A 19,306-nucleotide genomic window follows, 5' to 3' on the forward strand; every position below is an offset into this window, starting at 1 on the left:
GCCCGTTATCTCCGACCGGATCCCGTCTCACGATGGATCAGTCGATACTCACGACCTTGCCCGGGTTCATAATGTTTGCCGGATCGAACGACCGCTTGACGCGGCGCATCAGATCCATCTCGATTTCAGACCGGATCGCCGCCAGTTCGTCCCGCTTCAGTTGACCGATCCCATGCTCGGCGGAGATCGAGCCGGCATGAGACAGCACCAGCCCGTGAACGATCTCGTTCATTTCGTGCCAGCGCGCCAGGAAGGCCTGCTTGTCGGCGCCGACAGGCTGGGAAATGTTGTAGTGGATGTTGCCGTCGCCCATGTGGCCGAAGGCGCAGATGCGCGCGCCGGGCATCGCCGCCATGACGGCTTCCTGCGCTTCGGCCATGAAATCAGGCACGGTGGAAACAGGCACCGAAACGTCGTGCTTGATCGAGCCGCCTTCGGGCTTCTGCGCATCCGACATGCTTTCGCGCATATGCCAGAGGGCTTTCTGCTGCGCAACGGATGAGGCGATCACGGCATCCTCAACAAACCCGGCTTCGAAACCCTGTTCGAGTAGCGCCGTCATCATGCGCTCCGCTGTTTCCGCAGAGTCGGAGGTGGAGATGTCGATCAGCACATACCAGGCGTGTTCGGATTCCAGCGGATCGCGCACGCCGTCGATATTTCGTGCGGTGATTTCGACGCCGAAGCGCGGCATCAGTTCGAAGCCCGTCAGCGACGTGCCGCAAAGGCTGGATGCGAGGTTGAACAGCGCCAGCGCGTCGTCGACGGAGTTGAGGCCCGCGAAGGCGACCTGCTTGCCGAGCGGCTGCGGGAAGAGCCTGAGAACCGCACCGGTGATGATGCCGAGCGTGCCTTCCGCGCCAATGAAGAGATCGCGCAGGTCGTAACCCGTATTGTCCTTCTTGAGACGTCTGAGGCCATTCCAGATCTCGCCGGTCGGCAGCACGACTTCGAGCCCGAGGCACAGTTGCCGCATGTTGCCATAGGCGAGAACCGCCGTTCCGCCAGCATTGGTCGACAGGTTGCCGCCGATACGGCAGGAGCCTTCCGAGCCAAGTGACAGGGGAAACAGCCGCCCATGCGCTTCGGCCGCCTTCTGAACTTCCGCCAGGATGGCGCCGCCGTCGGCCACGAGAACGTTTGCCACCGGATCGACGTCCCGGATCTTGTTCATGCGCTCGAGAGAGATGATGATGTCGGACTTGCCCTCGCGCGGCGTCTGGCCGCCGACGAGGCCGGTGTTGCCGGTCTGCGGCACAACCGCGGTGCCCGTCTCCGTTGCCAGCTTGAGGATAGCCGACACTTCCTCGACCGTCGCCGGCTTCAGGAGCATGGGGGACGAGCCGTGGTAGAGGCCGCGGTTCTCGATCAGATGCGGTGCGAGTTCCATCTCGCTGCGAAGCGCATACTTGTCGCCGACGATGGCGGCAAAGCGGTCGAGAAGGTCGGGGGAAACGCCTGCGCTCATGGAGTCTTCGTCCTCTTGGTCATTCTCTGGGGGCAGCGGCACGCCGCAGCCGGTCGTTGATGGCTTCGCCCAGGCCTTCGTCCGGGATTGCGGAAAATGCGATCGTGCCGGCGCCGCTGGCGTCGGCTCTTTTCATGTAGTCGAAGAGATTGGCGGCAGCCTCTGCAAGGTTGCCCTCGGGGCTGAGGTTGAGCACGGTCGCGGCTTTCTCGGCGCCAGGCAGCGACATCGAGCCAAAGCCGATAAACGCCTCGCCGGCGTCGATATGCGTTGCAGCCAACCTCACCGCAGCGCCGGGCGCGTAGTGCGATGCCAGCATACCCGGCGCCTCGATGGCAGCGGAAGCTTTCTTCGCCCGATGCAGCTTCTGTCCTGCCACGCGTTCGATATCTTCGGCCGGAAGCCCACCCGGGCGCAGAAGACGAAGCTTGCCGTCCTCGACCTTGACGATGGTGGATTCGACGCCGACGACGCTTGCTCCGGCATCGAGGATCAGTTTCAGCTTGGAGCCGAGATCGGCCTGCACATGCGTGGCGCTGGTGGCGCTGATCTTGCCCGAGGTATTGGCGCTCGGCGCGGCGAGCGGCTTGCCGAAGGCACGGATCAGTTCCCCCGCGAAACCGCGCGGCAAGCGGATGCCGACGGTATCGAGACCGGCGGTCGCCAGTGAATGGATGCTGCTTTCGGGCCTCAACGGCAGCACGATCGTCAGCGGACCGGGCCAGAAGGCTTCCGCCAGGGCGCGCGATACCGGATCGAAGATCGCATACTGCTCGGCCATGGCGAGATCGGCCATGTGGCAGATCAGCGGGTTGAAGCGCGGCCGCCCCTTGGTCTCGTAAATCCGCGTGATCGCGGCTGGATTGGTCGCGTCGGCTGCGAGCCCGTAAACCGTCTCGGTGGGGATCGCAATCGGCAAGCCGTCGGCAAGCACGTCGCACGCGCTCGTAATCGCTTCTCGCGGATCCACGGTGATGTCGATGATATGCGCCATATGCTGCCCAAGTAATATTCCCGGCAGTCCATAGGCCTTCCGCGCCTCGCGATCAATATCGCAGCTACCGGATGATCCCGATCAGAGCTCGCGAATGATCCCGATCAGAGTTGGCGAATGATTTCGCGCAGCTGTTCGTTACGTGCGCCAAGAAGCAGCACGTTCTTGATCGCGACCTGCGGATCGTGGGTGCGGAAGAGCACGCCGTTCCCGCGCACGTTCCGATCGATCGTCATTCTCTCCGCCGTATGCTCGCCGGGACGGATCGCCACGGCGAAGTACATGCGCGAATATTGGACATCGATATGCTGGAAGAAATTGTCGTTCTCGCCGATGTCAGCATAAAAGTTGGCGATGTAGAACGCCCAGCTCACGTCCTCGTAATGGGCGAACTTGGTTCTGGACGCGGTGACGTGACAGTAGCCGAGGTGCGGACTGTCCTTCAGCGTCCGGTGAAACACCATCTTCGGGAACTGTATCGCGCGATGGAAGCCGTTGATGTGCTGGTGGGTCTTCTCTCCGGCGGTCTGCAGCCGGCGGCCCGTCTTATCCGCGACTTCGTCATGCGTGAGATAACGGCGTTCGGCGGCAAGCCAGTGGGCGCGGTTTCGTGTGATCTTGCCGGTCCGCAGGAATTCCGAATGCGGCGCGGCAGCCGCGCTTTCCGGCTCTTCCGTGGTCTGGGTCCTGTCGAAGTAACGAAGTTTCGCCATGATTGCATTCCGCATGCTCGGGAGATTGGCGAAAACGATAAGCAATCATGCTTAACGGCGTGTTAAACACCCGCCCGTATCTGCGCCCGGAAGAATTCGCTTCGGCTGATGTCGCAAACAGGCCATCTAATGATATTTCGCTTGAAGGCAGGTGTCTTTTCAGCTCTCAGCCGCATGTCGCAAACGGCGGAAATGTTGCGTGCGCGTGCCGGCGATGTGGCATAAAGTGCCCTGATAGCAAAGGTGATGCGGCTGTCGTCAATTTCGAAGCCGATGTCGCTTAGCAGCCACGAGGCCGGCTTTCGCGGTGATTATATACGGTGGAAGAGAATGTCTCCCGGTGGAGAGGAAGCACGTACTTCCTGCGGTTGTCGCCTCCCAGCAGCGGTGGCCCGAACAGACGAGGATATGCATATGGATATTCGCAGCAACGCCCTGCGGCAGCTCAAGAACCGCCGCGAAGGTTTCAGCCTCGAACAGCCTTTCTATATCGACGAGGACTACTTCAAGCTCGATATGGAGATGCTCTACTATCGCGACTGGCTGTTCATGGGCCACGATTGCGAGCTGCCGAAGCCGGGAGCCTATTTCACGGTTCAGATCGGCCAGTATCCGGTGGTGATCGTTCGCGGTCGCGACAACGTCATCCGCGCCTTCCACAACAGCTGTCGCCATCGCGGTTCGCGCGTCTGCACCAAGGACCACGGTTCGTCGGTCCGTCTCGTCTGCCCCTATCATCAGTGGGCTTACGATCTCGACGGCAAGCTCGCCTTTGCCCGCCATATGGGCGATGATTTCGACAAGAGCGGTTATAGCTTGAAGCCGGTTCATTGCGAGAGCTTCGCGGGCTACATCTTCATCTGTCTCGCCGAGAAGGCGCCGGACTTCCAGCCAATTCGCGACATGGTCGCACCCTACATGCTGCCGCATCACCTGAGCGATGCAAAGGTCGCTTTCCAGAGCACGATCATCGAGAAGGGCAACTGGAAGCTCGTCTGGGAAAACAACCGCGAGTGCTATCATTGCGCGGCCAACCATCCGGAACTCTGCCGCACCTATCCGGAAGCGCCGAGCGTCACGGGAACCGATGGCGGTGCCGACGATCCGGAAATTGCGGGACATTGGGCACGGTGCGAAGCCGCTGGCCTGCCGAGCAAGTTCCAGATTTCGCCGGATGGCCAGTTCCGTACCGCCCGCATGCCGCTGATCGAGGATGCCGAGAGCTACACCATGTCGGGCAAGCGCGCCGTCGGCCGTGCGCTGTCGGATGACGTGACGATCGACCGGATCGGCACCATGCTGCTGTTCCACTATCCAACGACATGGAACCATATCCTCGGCGATCACGCGATTTCCTTCCGCGTCCTGCCGCTGAGCGCCAACGAGACGGCGGTCACGACCAAGTGGCTCGTGCACAAGGATGCCGTCGAAGGCGTCGATTACAATCTCGAGGACCTGACCCACGTCTGGACCGAGACCAACGACCAGGATCGCCGCATCGTGGAAGAAAATGCCTTCGGCATCCATTCGCCGGCCTACGAGCCCGGTCCGTACTCGATGCTGCATGAAGGCGGCGTCATGCAGTTCCTCGAATGGTATGGAAACTTCATGATGAACCGCATCCAGGGCGATCAGGCGAAACTTTCGGTCGTCGCCTGATCGGCATACAGGATCTCCCAAGCGGCTCCGTTTCCTTAGGGAGGCGGGGTCGCCTTCGTTTCGGGATGCTCAGAAATCCTGATAGTTCAGCGCGTTGATCTCGCGCTTCGGCACCGAGGAGGTGATGATCGGGTCGGGCTCGCTGGTAACAGCAAATTTCGGCTCCATCTCCATCTTCGCGAGAATAAGCGGCGGATCGGGTTCGCGCGCCGGTAGCAGGTTCCCCTGTGCCCAGACGCTCGCAAGATCGGCCCGACTCATCGGCGCCACGTTGACGTCGATATCTGTCAATGTTCCCGGCACCCTGTAGGGGCAGCGCCGCTTGCTGCAATTCACACCCGATGAGAACTGCCAGAGCAGGTAGTTGTCCCAGTTCGCCAACGGAAAGACACCTTTGATCTCAGGCTTGTACCGCGCGTACCACAGGGGCAGACGTGCAAGCACCGGGTAGTCGTTCCGGTAGGCGGCGATATAGCGGGCCGTGTTGTTGTTGGTATAGAGCACGGGATAGCGGCCGGTGCGCGCCTTGATGTGACCTGCGAAGATCTGTGCATCCTCGAGCGACATGAAGTTCTGCGGATCGATGCCTTCGATATCGAGGATCATCATTTCATCGGGCTTGGGATCGGCATAATCCAGGAAGTGGTTTGCCTGATCGATCGGATTTCCGGGTCTCGCCAGATGATAGGCGCCCCAGAGCAGGCCGGCCGCACGGGCCACCAGCCTCCGTGTCTGGAACAGTTCGCGGCTGACGGCATACTTGCGCCACATCGTCTTGCAGTGCGCCACCGTATCTCCGGCATGGTCGCCCGTGCAGTCGAACGCCTCGGGCAGTCCGTCGGAAGCCTTGGAGATGAAGCCGGAAATGCGCTTGTCTGACAGCAGCGCCTCCCAGTCGACGGTGTTCAGCTCGTAGGCGTCGACCACAAGTGCATTGGCGGGGTCGTTCCAGGGAAGGCTGTCGGATGCCGTGGCGTGTTGAGGGGCGCTGGCTGCAAGCGCCAGAAGCAGAAGACGGAAGATGAAATTTCCACTGCAGCGCCTCATGGAACGAGCGTGGTAAAAACTGGTTAATCTCCGGTTAATCCGAGATGCCGCATATCTAAAATGCATCGCGAAAAGCGAGATTTAAGTGACGGTGGGAACAATATGCCACCACATGCGTTGAGTTTTGGGATGTTGCCTCTTGTGATTGGAGCTTCGATGATCAGTCGACTGAAAAAAATGGCCATCGCGATCAGCGCGTCGATAATGCTTTTCGCCGGCGTGCTGCCAACGCAGGCGATGCAGATGCCGGGTGTGCCGCAGACCACCGACAAGACCGATGTCCAGAATGTGCAGTATTGCGCCTATGGCCGCTGCGCCCGCCCAGGCTACCGGCCGGGCTATCGCCCCGGATACTATCCCGGTTACCGCCCTGCTTACCGTCCCGGCTATTATCCTGGCTATCGTCCAGCCTACAGACCGGGTTTTTACGGCGGTTACCGTGGCTATCCCTATTATCGCAACGGCTATCGCTACTATAACGGCTACTGGTTCCCGCTTGCTGCCTTCGGAGCAGGTGCGGTCATCGGCGGTGCGATTGCATCCGAACCGCGTTATGCGCCGGCGCCGGAAGGCGATTCCGCGCACGTGGCATGGTGCGAAGCGCGTTACCGCTCGTATCGCGCCTATGACAACACGTTCCAGCCGAACAGCGGTCCGCGGCGGGAGTGCGTTTCACCCTATTGAGGCAATAGCTGTCGCAATCAGGAGCCCGGTATCGATGCCGGGCTCTTTTGCGTTCAAAGGATGTCGACGCGTCGCAAGAGCCACCAGGCCAGTGCGATCGAGGCAATGATCAGGCCGACGGCGTATTCGGTGCCGTTCGATCCTTGCGCGAACGGCAGGTTGGCGGTGTTCATCCCGAAGAAGCCGGTAACCAGCGTCGGCGGCAGCAGGAAGGCCGTCATGATCGACAGGATGTAGAGGTGCCGGTTCGTCTCCGAGGAAAGCTTGGAGTCGATTTCTTCGTGCAGCAGGCGCGCTCTATCCTGCAGGGTGTAGATGTCGTGATCGACGGTCTCCAATCGGCTCGTCAGCCGCCCGGCGATATCCTCGAAGCCGAAGGGCATTTCGTCGTCGTCGGACGCGGCCGCCCGGCGCATGAGACTTAACACGGTTCGTAGGTGCCGATGAATGCGCACCACCGTTCTGCGCACCGGGGCAAGTCGCCGGCGCTCGTCGCGGGGCGCGTTGTCGTAGACGTAGTCCTCGATCAGGTTCAACTCTTCGGTGATCTCCATGACGATGGATATCAGCGTTCTCTGAAACTCGGTCACCAGCATTTCGAAAAGATCGACAGGACGCGCGAACTTCGTCGGATTCTTTTCGATCAGGGCGCGGGCCCTGTCGACGCTGCGCAGCGGCTGCAGGCGCGTGGTGATGATGAACCTGTCCGACATGGCAAAGTGCAGCCATCCGAGATCGGCTGTCTCGTGGTCGAACTCGCGCTGGCAATCGACGAGCGTGCCGTAGAGCATCTGGTCGTCGACCGTGATGGCGGAGTGCGTGTCGTGCGTGGTGAGGGCGGCCTTCGCGTCCGGCGTCAACCCTTCGAGCGAATCCAGCAGGCCGGGGACGCGCGCGTCGGCAAGGTTGAGATGCAGCCAATAGAAGCCGCCCTCGGCCGTCAGCTCGGCCGGGCCGGCACTGTTTTGCAGCCGGATCGCCTTGCCGCCCTCGGGAGGAAAGCGATAGGCCCAGACCAATCCCGGGATATTGACGGGCAAAGTATCCATGATCGCTGGTCCTCTTGCGATTGCGGGCATGCGTGATTTCGCCAGCGTGGTTCTCGGCGTTCGCTCTAGTCATTCTCCATGACAGTCGTTTGTACAAGTGTCCAATCGCCACACTCGAGCCCTATACCACGACAGTTACCGCGACTTTAAAATTGACGTTTACGTAAAAATCAATTAGCTCTGCCGACGGAGGATAGGTTGAGGTGTTTGCCCGCCCGACCGTCATGCGAGGAGACCGCACACCATGTACAAGGCGCCTGTCGAAGACATCGCATTTACGCTCAAGCACGTCGCGGGCCTTGGCCCGGCGCTGGAAGAGGGTGCGTTCGGTGATCTCGAAGAAGACGTCGTCGATGCGATCCTCGCCGAAGCCGGACGCTTCGCCACGGAAGAGGTCGCACCCCTTGCCGATATCGGCGATCGGCAGGGAGCGCGCATCGCCGATGGCCGGGTGACGATAGCCGACGGCTGGCGCGATCTTTACAGGAATTGGACGGCTGGTGGCTGGAATGGCCTGACGGCGGCAGAAGAGTTCGGTGGCCAGGCGCTTCCGCACATGCTGAATGTCGCGGCGCTGGAAATGTGGAATTCCGGTTCCATGGCCTTCGCGATCTGCCCCACCTTGACGATGGGAGCAGTCGAGGCACTCCACGCCCACGGCAGCGATGCGCTGAAACAGACATATCTGCCAAAGCTCGTTTCTGGCGAGTGGACCGGTACGATGAACCTGACGGAGCCGCATGCCGGCTCCGACCTCGGCGCTCTCCGGGCGCGCGCCGAGCGCCGCGACGACGGCACCTATCGGATATTTGGCCAGAAGATCTTCATCACCTGGGGCGAGCACGATGCTGCGGACAATATCGTTCATCTGGTTCTCGCCCGTCTGCCCGATGCGCCCGCCGGCACGCGCGGCATTTCGCTGTTTCTCGTTCCGAAATTCCTGGTCAATGCCGACGGCTCCCTCGGCGAGCGAAATGACCTGTTTGCCCACGCCTTGGAACACAAGCTCGGCATCCATGGCTCGCCGACCTGCACGATGATCTTCGGCGACGGCCGGTTCGGCGCCGAAAAAGGTGCGATCGGCTGGCTGGTCGGCGAGGAGAACAAGGGGCTCGCCTGCATGTTCACGATGATGAACAATGCGCGCCTGGCGGTCGGAATGCAGGGCGTTGCCGTCGCGGAGTCCGCCACCCAGAAGGCCGTCGCCTTCGCCGGCGAGCGCACCCAGGGCAAGGCCCCGGGATGGAGCGGTTCGGGGATGAGCCCGATCATCGAACATCCTGACGTCGCCCGCATGCTGCTGACCATGAAGGCACTGACGCAGGGCGCCCGGTCGATCTCCTATAGCTGCGCCCACGCGATCGACATGGCCCGTCGCGCATCCGGCGACCTGCAGCATTGGCAGGAGAGAGCGGCACTTTTGACCCCGATCGCCAAGGCGTTTTCCACCGATGTCGGCGTCGATGTCGCATCGCTCGGCATACAGGTGCATGGCGGCATGGGCTTCATCGAGGAGACGGGTGCTGCCCGCTATCTCCGCGATGCCCGTATCGCGCCGATCTACGAAGGCACCAACGGTATCCAGGCAATCGATCTGGTGACCCGCAAGCTCCGGCTGTCCGATGGCGCCGAGGTCCGGAGCCTGATTGCCGAGTTGAACGCCATTGCCGATGACGTTCGCCGCTCCAATCTCGACGGCTTCGGATCGACGGCAAACCGCCTGGATGCCGCGATCACCGATCTGGCCGAAACCACCGACTGGCTTCTCGTCCAGCTTTCAGCAGGCAAAACGGTCGAAGCGCTTTCGGGCGCCACACCCTATCTGCGCCTCTTCGGACTTACATTGACGGGCTGCTACCTTGCGAAGGGTGCGCTTGCCGAAGCCGGGGATGGCAAGCAACCGGCGCGCGTTGCTCTCTGCCGGTTCGCCGCCGAAAACCTGCTCGCCGAGGCAGCGGCGCTGAAGGATACCGTCATCGGCGGCGCGGCAAGCCTTGCCGCGGCGCGTCTTGTCCTAGCCTGAGGGAGTTTTGCAATGACGGATCACATCATCGTAGAGCAGCTCGAGGCTCACCCAGACGTGCAGGTCATCCGCTTCAATCGGGCGGAAAAGAAGAATGCGATCACGCGCGCCATGTACTCGAAGATGACGGCCGCCCTGATGGATGCCGACCGGGACACAGCGATCCGCGCCACCGTGTTCCTCGGAACGGCAGGCTGCTTTTCGGCCGGCAACGATCTTGGCGATTTTCTCGCAGCCGCGATGGGCGGCAGCATGCCGGGTGAGATCGTCGAGTTTCTCTATGCCCTGGTTCGCTCGCCAAAGCCTGTCGTCTCGGGCGTTGACGGGCTGGCGATCGGCATCGGCACGACCATGCATCTTCACTGCGACATGACGATCGCTTCGGCAAGGAGCCAGTTCCGCACCCCCTTCGTCGATCTGGCCCTCGTGCCGGAAGCGGCCTCGAGCCTGATCGCACCGCGCGTCATGGGACATCAGCGTGCATTCGCGCTGCTGGCGGCCGGCGAGACCTTCTCCGGCGAGGATGCAAAGAGTGCGGGCATCGTTTGGCGGCTCTGCCCGCCCGAAGAGGTCGAGACTGCGACCCTCAAGGCCGCCTCGGCGCTCGCCGCCAAGCCCCCGGAAGCGTTGCGTATCGCCCGCGACCTCATTCGCGGCGACCGCGACGAGATCATCGTCCGGATCGACGAGGAAGCGCGGCATTTCTCGGCACGGCTTCACAGTGCCGAAGCGCGGGCGGCATTCGAAGCGTTCATGCGTCGCTAGCGCTTGCGCGATTGTTTTTTGTTAAATTTTAAGCCTGTTTTAAATATCATTCTAATATGGCTAGGTGTCGGCTGGCCACTGTTGCAGCCGCCCGGGCGCATGAGGCGCTTCGTTTCGCTTTGCCCCAGCATTTTGCCGCTTCGAGCGGCCCGCGGTTGATACGCGGACCGTTCCCCGAAAGGAAACTTCCTTGAAGAAGACGAACCTGATGACGCGCATTCTTGTTGCCGCGTCTGCTGTTGTTCTCACAGCCTTTGCAGCCTTTTCCTACTACATCAATTCCGTCGAACGGAGCACCGCCACCGCCGCGATCGAAGCGAACATCCGCTCATCGGGCGAGCAGGCTGCAAACAGCCTCGCCAACTGGATGAACGGCCGCGTGACGCTGACGGCGATGGTCGCCAACGCCGTCAGTCGCTCCGCCGATCAGCAGGCGGTCGAAGGCGTGCTGCAGAACGATGTCCTGACCAGCCAGTTCGTCAGCACCTATCTAGGCGATGAGCAGGGCGTCTTCACCATGTGGCCGAAGCTGCCGATGCCCGACGGTTACGATCCGCGTAAGCGCCCGTGGTATCAGGACGCTGTAAAGGCGAACGCCAGCATCATGACCGAGCCCTACACCGACGCATCGAGCGGCGATCTGATCATCAGCGCCGCCGTGCCGGTCAGCCGCGGTGGTAAGCTTGCCGGCGTCGTCGGTAGCGATTTCTCGCTGAAGACGATGGTCGAGATGATCAAGAAGATCGATCTCGGCGGCAAGGGCACCGCCTTCCTCGTCAACAAGAGCGGTCAGATCCTCATCCATCCAGACGCCAAGCTGGTGACGAAGAGCCTCTCGGATGCTTTCCCGGCCGAAACCCCGACGATCGCTTCAAAGCTCGCCGCGACTGAATTTGCCGGAAAGGACGTCCTTGTCAGCTTCATGCCGGTTGCCGGCTTGCCGACGGTCGAATGGTATCTCGGCTTCGTCGTCGATAGCGACGCGGCGTTTTCGTCGCTGAACGAGTTCCGTATCGCGGCAACCGTCGCCACCATTCTTGCTGTTGGCCTGATGATCGCCGCCATGGCCTGGCTGCTTCATGGCCTGGTCATCCGTCCGGTCACCGATATGACGGCCGCCATGCAGAAGCTCGCGGCCGGCGACCTGTCCGTTACCATCCCTGGCGAAGAGCGCCGCGACCAGATCGGTTCTATGGCCGAGGCCGTCGCGATCTTCAAGCGAAACGCGGTCGATCGCGCGCGCCTGGAAGGCGAGGCCGAATCCGGCCGCGCCCTGACGGACCGTGAGCGCCAGGAGCGCGAAGTGCAGAAGAACCGCGAGGCTGCCGAGATCCGCGATGCGGTGGATGCACTTGCCGGTGCGCTTGGTGCCCTTTCGGATGGTGACCTCGGTCATCGGATCGAGACGCCGTTCGCGGCCCATCTCGATCGCCTGCGTACCGACTACAACACCGCGGTCGGCAAGCTTAATGGCGCTCTGCAGATGGTCGGCAACAACGCGCATGCCATCGATGCCGGTGCCAGCGAAATCCGCACCGCCGCCGATGGCCTTGCCCGCCGTACCGAACAGCAGGCTGCCTCTGTCGAGGAAACCGCCGCCGCTCTGGAAGAGATCACCACGACGGTCAAGGACACGGCTCGCCGTGCCGAAGACGTCGGCGGTCTTGTTTCTCGGACCCGTTCCGGCGCCGAAGAATCCGGCAACATCGTCCGCAAGGCCGTTTCGGCAATGACGGAGATCGAGCAGTCGTCGCAGAGGATCGCAAACATCATCGGCGTCATCGACGACATCGCCTTCCAGACCAACCTGCTGGCGCTGAACGCCGGCGTTGAAGCGGCCCGCGCCGGTGAAGCCGGCAAGGGCTTTGCCGTCGTCGCCCAGGAAGTCCGCGAGCTGGCGCAGCGCTCCGCTCAGGCCGCCAAGGAAATCGAAGGCCTGATCACCGCCTCGAACAGCCAGGTTCGCTCGGGCGTCACGCTCGTCGGCGACACAGGCAAGGCGTTGGAAGCCATCGTCGGACAGGTGCAGGAGATCAGCCGCCACGTCGACGCGATCGTGACAGCGACCCGCGAGCAGTCGACCGGATTGGCCGAGATCAACACGGCAGTCAACACGATGGACCAGGGCACGCAGCAGAACGCCGCCATGGTCGAGGAGCAGACGGCANCGCGAGCAGTCGACCGGATTGGCCGAGATCAACACGGCAGTCAACACGATGGACCAGGGCACGCAGCAGAACGCCGCCATGGTCGAGGAGCAGACGGCAGCAAGCCACGGACTGGCGCAGGAGGCTGCGAAACTGATGCAGCTGCTCAGCCAGTTCAACCTTCAGACGGCATCTCAAGGCATGGCGTACAGCCGTCAAGCTGCCTGATCGACATCCAGCGCCTCCATGGAAACGCCCGCGCTCGGCGCGGGCGTTTCCGTTTGTGCCGCGCCGATCGTCAGTTGCTTAAAAAATAATACTTTTAATCAAATTTTACGGATATTCGTCTTTAGTGACATGCAATGCATGACGCAGGCCGGACACCGTCCGGATACCCCCGCAACCCCATCAGAACGAGTGACCGTACCGGCGATCGATCGCGATCGGCCGTGCGAGATCCTCCGCAGTATGAGACCGCCGCATGTCCAAACTGAAGATCAAAACGCTCCTTCCGCTTCTCTTCCTGTCTCTCGTTGTCATTGCGCTGGTGCAAGGTGCGATCGCGGCCTTCTCGCTGACCAATCTTGAAGCCAACACCCGGCAGATCGGCGCCCAGAACATTCCGAACACCGAGCGGCTCTATGCCATCGTCACGACACTGAACGACGTTCGCCGCAGCTACGCCGACTATCTGCTCGCGACAGGCAAGACCGACTTCCGTAACGCCGAGACGACACTGAAGACCCGCCGCCAGCGTCTCAACACCGCAATCGACGCCTTCGACAAGCAGCCGAAGAGCGACTACATGAGCCAGAACTTCGGTCGCCTGCAGAAGGCGCTGGCCAACGACGCCGCGCTTGCCGACAAGATCATTGGGCTCGCGCTCGACAACAAGCGCAGTCTGGCGAACAGCATCTATCGCGGCGAACTCTCGATGTCCGCCAACAACATCCAGACCTTCATTGATGGAATGCTCGCCAAGGATCGGCAGTCGACCGATGCGACGCTCGCCGCCGCCGCGGTCAACTACAGCGCAGGCATCCTGTCGATCGTCGGCGGCCTTGCGGTTGCCCTGGCCGTCGCCGTCGCTGCCGCCTTCCTCGCATGGAAGCGCATTTCTCAGCCGATCTCGACGATTGCAGCGCGTATGGCCCGTCTCGCCAACGGCGATCTCGACGCCGCCGTTCCCTATGCCGGCCGCAAGGATGAGATCGGCGACATGGCCGCAGCCGTCGCGGTCTTCCGCGACAACTCCTTCGCGCGCCTCGATCTTGAACGCAACGCCGAGCACAGCCGCGAGCAGGCGCAGCAGGAACGTTCGCGCAACGAGGCCTCGAAGGCCAGCGAAGCCGCTGACATCCAGCATGCTGTGGCAGCCCTGGCCGATGCCTTGGGCGCCCTCTCGGAAGGCGACCTGACGCGCACGATCGAGACGCCGTTTGCCGATCACCTCGATCGTCTGCGCAGCGATTTCAACGCCTCCGTCGCCAAGCTGCGGGCCGTCCTCCAGGAAGTCGGTGACAACGCGCATGCGATCGACGCCGGCGCCGGAGAAATCCGCACCGCGGCCGATGGTCTTGCCCGCCGTACCGAACAGCAGGCAGCCTCCATCGAGGAGACCGCGGCGGCTCTTGAAGAGATCACCACGACGGTCAAGGACACCGCGCGTCGCGCCGAGGAAGCCGGCACGCTGGTCACCCGCACCCGCAACGGTGCCGAAGAATCCGGCAACATTGTTCGCAAGGCCGTCTCGGCGATGACCGAGATCGAGCACTCGTCCGAAAAGATCGCAAACATCATCAGCGTCATCGACGACATCGCCTTCCAGACCAACTTGCTGGCGCTGAACGCCGGCGTCGAGGCTGCTCGCGCCGGTGAAGCCGGAAAGGGCTTTGCCGTCGTCGCCCAGGAGGTCCGCGAGCTGGCGCAGCGCTCCGCTCAGGCCGCCAAGGAAATCGAAAGCCTGATCACCGCCTCGAACAGCCAGGTTCGCTCGGGCGTGACGCTCGTCGGCGATACCGGCAAGGCGTTGGAGGCAATCGTCGGTCAGGTGCAGGAGATCAGCCGCCACGTCGACGCGATCGTGACAGCGACCCGCGAGCAGTCGACCGGATTGGCCGAGATCAACACGGCAGTCAACACGATGGACCAGGGCACGCAGCAGAACGCCGCCATGGTCGAGGAGCAGACGGCGGCAAGCCACGGACTGGCGCAGGAAGCGGCCAAGCTGATGCAGCTGCTCAGCCAGTTCAACCTGCAGGCCGCATCTCAAGGCACCGGATCACATGGCCGCTACGCAGCCTGATTGAGGCCGATACCGTACAAACAACAACGCCCGCGCAGGTCGCGGGCGTTTTTTGCTTTTACTTCTCGAGCGTCGCCACGACCTCGACATGCGGCGTCCACAGGAACTGGTCGATCGGCGTCACGCTGGTGATGCGATAGCCACCCTCGACGAGCAGGGCCAGATCGCGGGCAAGTGTCAACGGATTGCAGCTGACCGCCACCACTTTCTTGACGGTCGAGCGGGCCAATTCCTTGCACTGAAACTCCGCGCCGGCGCGCGGCGGGTCAAAGACGACCGCGTCATAGACTTTCAGCTCCGAGGTCATCAACGGCCGGCGGAAGAGATCCCGCCTCTCGACGCTGACAGGCTTCAGGCCCTGCGTGTTGCGGGCGGCATGGTCGAGTGCCGCCAAAGCCTTATCCTCGCTCTCGACCGCCTGTACGCGGCCGATACGGGCAAGGCGGAGTGAAAACGTGCCGGCGCCGGCAAAGAGATCGGCGATGCGTTTCGCCTTGCCGACATGCGCCAGAACCAGTTCCGCCATCGCATCTTCCGCCGGCTTGGTCGCCTGCGTGAAGCCGCCCGGAGGAGGCACGACGTTGACGCCGCCGAAATCAACGATCGGCTTCGATGGTTCGACGAGGATTTCGCCGTTCAGCGAGACACGGGCGATGCCACGCATGGCAAGCACCGTCTCGACGGCCTTGCGACGCTGCTGGTCGGAGAGTTTCTTGATGCCGTCGACGGCAAGATCGAGGCCGGAGGGTGTCTCCAGTACCGCGATGCGGAACGCCTCGGCGCTATTGGCAAGCGCCGCCCCAATCGCCTTGATCGCCGGCAGCCTGGCCATGATGCCCGCCGACGAGATGGGACATTCCTCGATGGCGACGATGTGGTGGCTCTCGGCCTGATTGAAGCCGACGAGCATGTCCTTCTCGGTCCGCCGAGCGGCGAAGACGACACGCCGCCGTTCGCCCGGATGAGCGGCAACGAGATCGCCGACCTCGGGCGTCAGCCCCTTTGATTTCAACGCGTCGACGACCAGCTGGCGCTTGAAGCTGCGGTAGGCCGCATCGTCCATATGCTGCAGGCTGCAGCCGCCGCAGGTGCCGTTGACGCCATCGGGCCCGAAATGCCGGCAGGGCGGATCCTGGCGCTCCGGCGATGGCGTCGTGATCGACATCAGCGTGCCCTGGCTTTTGACCCGCGCGATGGCGACGGTCTCGCCCGGCAGAGTGAAGGGCACGTAGATCGGGCCGCCATCCGCGTGCACGATGCCGTCGCCCTGGGCGCCGAGCTTTTCGATCGTAACTGTTTGCGTGCTCAAGGTTTCGTTCCCGCGAGTAGATATTCCTGGTTTCCGTCGCCGCCGGCGATCGGGGAGGGGATGAGCCCAAGGCTTGTCCAGCCCATGTCCTCGACGAACCAGCGCTCGAGTTCAGCCGCGACATCAGGCGCCGACGACGGATCCTTGAGAAGGCCGCCCTTGCCGATCGCATCGCGGCCGGCTTCGAACTGCGGCTTGACGAGGATGGCAGCGATCGCTCCCGTCTCGGCAAGATCGAGCGCCGGGGCCAGCGCCAGCTTCAGCGAGATGAACGAGACGTCAGAGACAATGAAGGTGATCGGGTGTCCGACGTCCTCTGCCGTCAGATTGCGGGCATTCAGGCCTTCGATATTGGTCACGCGGGGATCCCCCGAGATGCGCGGATGCATCTGCCCGTGGCCGACATCGATGGCGGTGACATGCGTTGCGCCGTTCTGCAGCAGAACCTCGGTAAAGCCACCGGTCGATGCGCCGACGTCAAGGCAATTGTGCCCGGACGGATCGAGCTTGAAGTGGTCGAGTGCAGCGGCAAGCTTCAGGGCGGCGCGCGAGACATAGTCCTGCGCGGGATCATCGATCTCGATGACGGCATCATCGGCGAACAGCGCACCGGCTTTCGTCACCACCTTGCCGTCGATTTTCACGGTACCGCGTTGTACCGCATCCCGTGCACGGGAGCGGCTGGCGAAAAGGCCGAGGGTGACCAGCAACTGGTCCAGGCGTTGGGTATCTTGATCGGGCATGGGCTGTCCATGACCGGCAAAGCCGTCCGTTGCAAGCCTTTTGTTGAAATAGCCGAAGCGGCTGGACAAACCGGGCTTTGGTCACTCGGCGTGCTGCGCCGCACAATTTTTAAATAAATTGAAAGCCTTGCCGCCTATGGTTTGGCTGATTGCAGCGGCCCGCGGCCGCTTTTGCCATGATGGCCCTCAATCCGATCTGCCGATCATGTACGCCGAATTACCAAAGTATGCCTCCGCATGCTCTGGCTTTGCCATGCCTGTGCGCTTCAAGAGAGATTGACTGATGTTGGCCAAGAACATGTCCCTGAACGGTAAGCTCGCCGCGACTTTCGCTGCGCTGATCCTTATCTTTCTATCCGTTTCCAGCTTTGTTTACTTCAAGGCGAATGTGGTTGCCGAAGCTGCCGTTCAGCAGAAGAAGTCGGAACTGCTCGTCAACCAGATCGACGATGCGCTTCAGGCGATGCTTGAGCAGGCCGTCAATCTGCGCGGCTTCCTGCTGTTCCGCAGCGACAGCACTTATGGCGATATTTTCGCGAACCGCGAGCGCATGCTGAAGGCGATCGATGCGGCAAGAACGACGGCTGCCGGCAACGGTGATTTCGTCGGCCAGATCGACGCCATGCAGAAGGCGGCTGACCTCTATTTCCGCCAGCTTGCCGAGCCGCAGTCGAAGGCTCGCAAGGAAACCGACATGCCTGTCGACCAGATCGTCAAGATCGGCGTCAACGAGACCAAGGGCCAGCTCGATGGCTTCCGTCAGGCCTCCGCCAAGATCAAGGCCGCGGCACGCGACGAATCGAACGCGCTTGCCGACCGCAAGGCACAGGCGAGTCGGGCGCTGAACATCAGCCTGTTGACTGGTGGCATCGCCGCTGCGGCTGCTGCGGTCCTGCTTGCCTGGATGCTGTCGCGCAGCATCGTTCGCCCGATCGTCGGCATGACGTCCGCCATGGGCCGTCTGGCCGGTGGTCAGCACGATATCGACGTTCCGGCGCTCGACCGCCAGGACGAAGTCGGCCGCATGGCCCAGTCGGTTCTCGTCTTCAAGGATGCCGCGATCGACAAGCTGCGCCTGTCCGGCGAAACCGACCGCATGCGCAGCGATGCCGAGCGCCAGCGCCAGATGAGCGACGAGCAGAAGGCACGCGAGGAAGCGGAACTCCGTTTCGCCATCGAAGGCCTCGCCAGCGGTCTGTCCGATCTTGCCAACGGCAATGTTGCCATCCGTATCACCACGCCCTTCGCCTCGCAGTTCGATCGTCTCCGCAACGACTTCAACAACGCCGTCGAGAAGCTGCAGGCCGCCCTTCAGTCGGTTGGCCGCAATGCGTCCGCCATCAATGCCGGCGCGGGTGAAATCCGCTCGGCTGCCGACGATCTCGCGCGCCGCACCGAGCAGCAGGCCGCAGCCGTCGAGGAGACGGCGGCAGCGCTCGAGGAAGTCACCACCACCGTTCGCGACTCCGCCAAGCGCGCCGAAGATGTCGGCCAGCTGGTCGAGCGCACGCGCCTCGGCGCTGAAAAGTCCGGCGATGTCGTCCGCAAGGCGGTTTCCGCCATGCAGGAAATCGAGAAGTCGTCTGATGCGATCAGCAACATCATCGGCGTGATCGACGACATCGCATTCCAGACCAACCTTCTCGCCCTGAACGCCGGTGTCGAAGCCGCGCGTGCGGGCGAAGCGGGCAAGGGCTTTGCCGTCGTCGCACAGGAAGTGCGCGAGCTCGCCCAGCGCTCGGCGAATGCCGCCAAGGAGATCAAGTCGCTGATCAACACCTCGGGCACGCAGGTCGATGCCGGCGTCTCGCTCGTCGACGAAACCGGCAAGGCGCTTGCTGAAATCGTCGGTGCGGTCCAGGAGATCAACAAGCACGTCAGCGCCATCGTCACAGCAACGCGCGAGCAGTCGGTCGGCCTGCAGGAGATCAATACCGCCGTCAACAACATGGACCAGGGCACGCAACAGAACGCCGCCATGGTCGAGGAGCAGACGGCGGCGAGCCACTCGCTGGCGCAGGAAGCAGGCGCTCTCGACGATCTGCTCGGCCAGTTCAATCTCGGCCACGTCCGCGCCGAAGCGCCAAGGGCTGCCGTCGCCAACCCCGCGTCCCGCCCGGTCGCATCGCCCGCCCGCGCGCTGACCCGCACGGTGGCCAAGGCCTTCGGCGGCGGCAGGGCTGCAACGGCTGCCGCGGTTCAGGAGGACTGGACGGAATTTTGAGCTGATAACCACGTGACCGAGAAAGAGAAGTCACTTCTCCGATTGGCCTCTGACTTGAAATGTGAAAATCCGTACCGATGAGAAACAAGAAACGCTCGCAGCAAGCCGCTGCGAGCGTTTTCATTTTCCGAAGGCATTTCCTATGTTTAAGCAGAAGCTTGTTCTACGGTGCGACC

General features: G+C 62.3%; 14 protein-coding genes and 1 pseudogene. 8 read left to right on the forward strand and 7 right to left on the reverse strand.

Annotated features, from left to right (window positions below; translation table 11 throughout):
• Positions 1-37: 37 nt before the first annotated feature.
• The 3 genes from ASE04_RS25625 to ASE04_RS25635 all read right to left on the reverse strand — a co-directional run bounded on the left by ASE04_RS25625 (position 38) and on the right by ASE04_RS25635 (position 3,175).
• Positions 38-1,468 carry an FAD-binding oxidoreductase gene (locus tag ASE04_RS25625; RefSeq protein WP_056824712.1) on the reverse strand — a complete coding sequence of 477 codons (1,431 nt, stop codon included), beginning with the start codon at positions 1,466-1,468 and terminating at the stop codon, positions 38-40.
• 19 nt (positions 1,469-1,487) lie between these two features.
• The gene (locus ASE04_RS25630) at positions 1,488-2,462 is read right to left on the reverse strand and encodes an L-threonylcarbamoyladenylate synthase (protein ID WP_056824715.1); all 975 of its coding nucleotides are present in this window, start codon (positions 2,460-2,462) and stop codon (positions 1,488-1,490) included.
• A gap of 104 nt (positions 2,463-2,566) precedes the next feature.
• Positions 2,567-3,175, reverse strand: a complete 609-nt coding sequence (locus ASE04_RS25635; RefSeq protein ID WP_056825755.1) for a DUF6656 family protein — start codon at positions 3,173-3,175, stop codon at positions 2,567-2,569.
• 414 nt (positions 3,176-3,589) lie between these two features.
• Between ASE04_RS25635 and ASE04_RS25640 the strand changes: the two genes are divergently transcribed.
• Positions 3,590-4,834, forward strand: coding sequence for an aromatic ring-hydroxylating oxygenase subunit alpha (locus ASE04_RS25640; RefSeq protein ID WP_056824718.1), 1,245 nt, complete (start codon positions 3,590-3,592; stop codon positions 4,832-4,834).
• Between the two features lie 69 nt (positions 4,835-4,903).
• On the opposite strand, the gene ASE04_RS25645 is transcribed toward ASE04_RS25640, so the two are convergent.
• Entirely contained in the window at positions 4,904-5,881 is a 978-nt protein-coding gene (locus ASE04_RS25645) for a glycoside hydrolase family 25 protein (RefSeq protein WP_056824719.1), read from the reverse strand.
• Positions 5,882-6,037: 156 nt separating this feature from the next.
• On the opposite strand from ASE04_RS25645, the gene ASE04_RS25650 reads away from it, so the two are divergent.
• On the forward strand, positions 6,038-6,565 hold the full coding sequence (locus ASE04_RS25650) for a BA14K family protein (protein ID WP_056825757.1): 528 nt from the start codon (positions 6,038-6,040) through the stop codon (positions 6,563-6,565).
• A 53-nt stretch (positions 6,566-6,618) separates the two neighbouring features.
• On the opposite strand, the gene ASE04_RS25655 is transcribed toward ASE04_RS25650, so the two are convergent.
• Positions 6,619-7,614, reverse strand: a complete 996-nt coding sequence (locus ASE04_RS25655; protein WP_056825759.1) for a transporter — start codon at positions 7,612-7,614, stop codon at positions 6,619-6,621.
• Positions 7,615-7,858: 244 nt separating this feature from the next.
• On the opposite strand from ASE04_RS25655, the gene ASE04_RS25660 reads away from it, so the two are divergent.
• From ASE04_RS25660 to ASE04_RS25675, 5 genes and pseudogenes are all read left to right on the forward strand, one after another.
• On the forward strand, positions 7,859-9,637 hold the full coding sequence (locus ASE04_RS25660) for an acyl-CoA dehydrogenase (protein WP_056824722.1): 1,779 nt from the start codon (positions 7,859-7,861) through the stop codon (positions 9,635-9,637).
• 12 nt (positions 9,638-9,649) lie between these two features.
• Entirely contained in the window at positions 9,650-10,402 is a 753-nt protein-coding gene (locus ASE04_RS25665) for a crotonase/enoyl-CoA hydratase family protein (protein WP_056824725.1), read from the forward strand.
• Positions 10,403-10,610: 208 nt separating this feature from the next.
• Positions 10,611-12,569: methyl-accepting chemotaxis protein (locus tag ASE04_RS25670; protein ID WP_244490500.1), on the forward strand; the 1,959-nt coding region annotated here is incomplete at its 3' end.
• Position 12,570: 1 nt separating this feature from the next.
• A pseudogene (locus tag ASE04_RS31785) lies at positions 12,571-12,777 on the forward strand (methyl-accepting chemotaxis protein); the annotation flags it as partial.
• A gap of 253 nt (positions 12,778-13,030) precedes the next feature.
• Positions 13,031-14,854, forward strand: coding sequence for a HAMP domain-containing methyl-accepting chemotaxis protein (locus ASE04_RS25675; RefSeq protein ID WP_056824728.1), 1,824 nt, complete (start codon positions 13,031-13,033; stop codon positions 14,852-14,854).
• A gap of 58 nt (positions 14,855-14,912) precedes the next feature.
• Here the strand turns inward: ASE04_RS25675 and ASE04_RS25680 are convergent, their stop codons facing one another.
• Together ASE04_RS25680 and ASE04_RS25685 are read right to left on the reverse strand one after the other, a co-directional pair.
• Entirely contained in the window at positions 14,913-16,163 is a 1,251-nt protein-coding gene (locus ASE04_RS25680) for a class I SAM-dependent RNA methyltransferase (RefSeq protein WP_056824731.1), read from the reverse strand.
• Positions 16,160-16,906 (reverse strand): TlyA family RNA methyltransferase, encoded by a 747-nt coding sequence (locus ASE04_RS25685; RefSeq protein ID WP_056825761.1) that lies wholly within the window; start codon positions 16,904-16,906, stop codon positions 16,160-16,162. The genes ASE04_RS25680 and ASE04_RS25685 overlap by 4 nt, the downstream gene beginning before the upstream one ends.
• Before the next feature lie 283 nt (positions 16,907-17,189).
• On the opposite strand from ASE04_RS25685, the gene ASE04_RS25690 reads away from it, so the two are divergent.
• On the forward strand, positions 17,190-19,130 hold the full coding sequence (locus tag ASE04_RS25690) for a methyl-accepting chemotaxis protein (protein ID WP_056824734.1): 1,941 nt from the start codon (positions 17,190-17,192) through the stop codon (positions 19,128-19,130).
• The last annotated feature ends 176 nt before the right edge of the window (positions 19,131-19,306 follow it).

It is taken from the genome of Rhizobium sp. Root708, from assembly GCF_001429725.1.
Classification (GTDB): Bacteria; Pseudomonadota; Alphaproteobacteria; order Rhizobiales; family Rhizobiaceae; genus Rhizobium.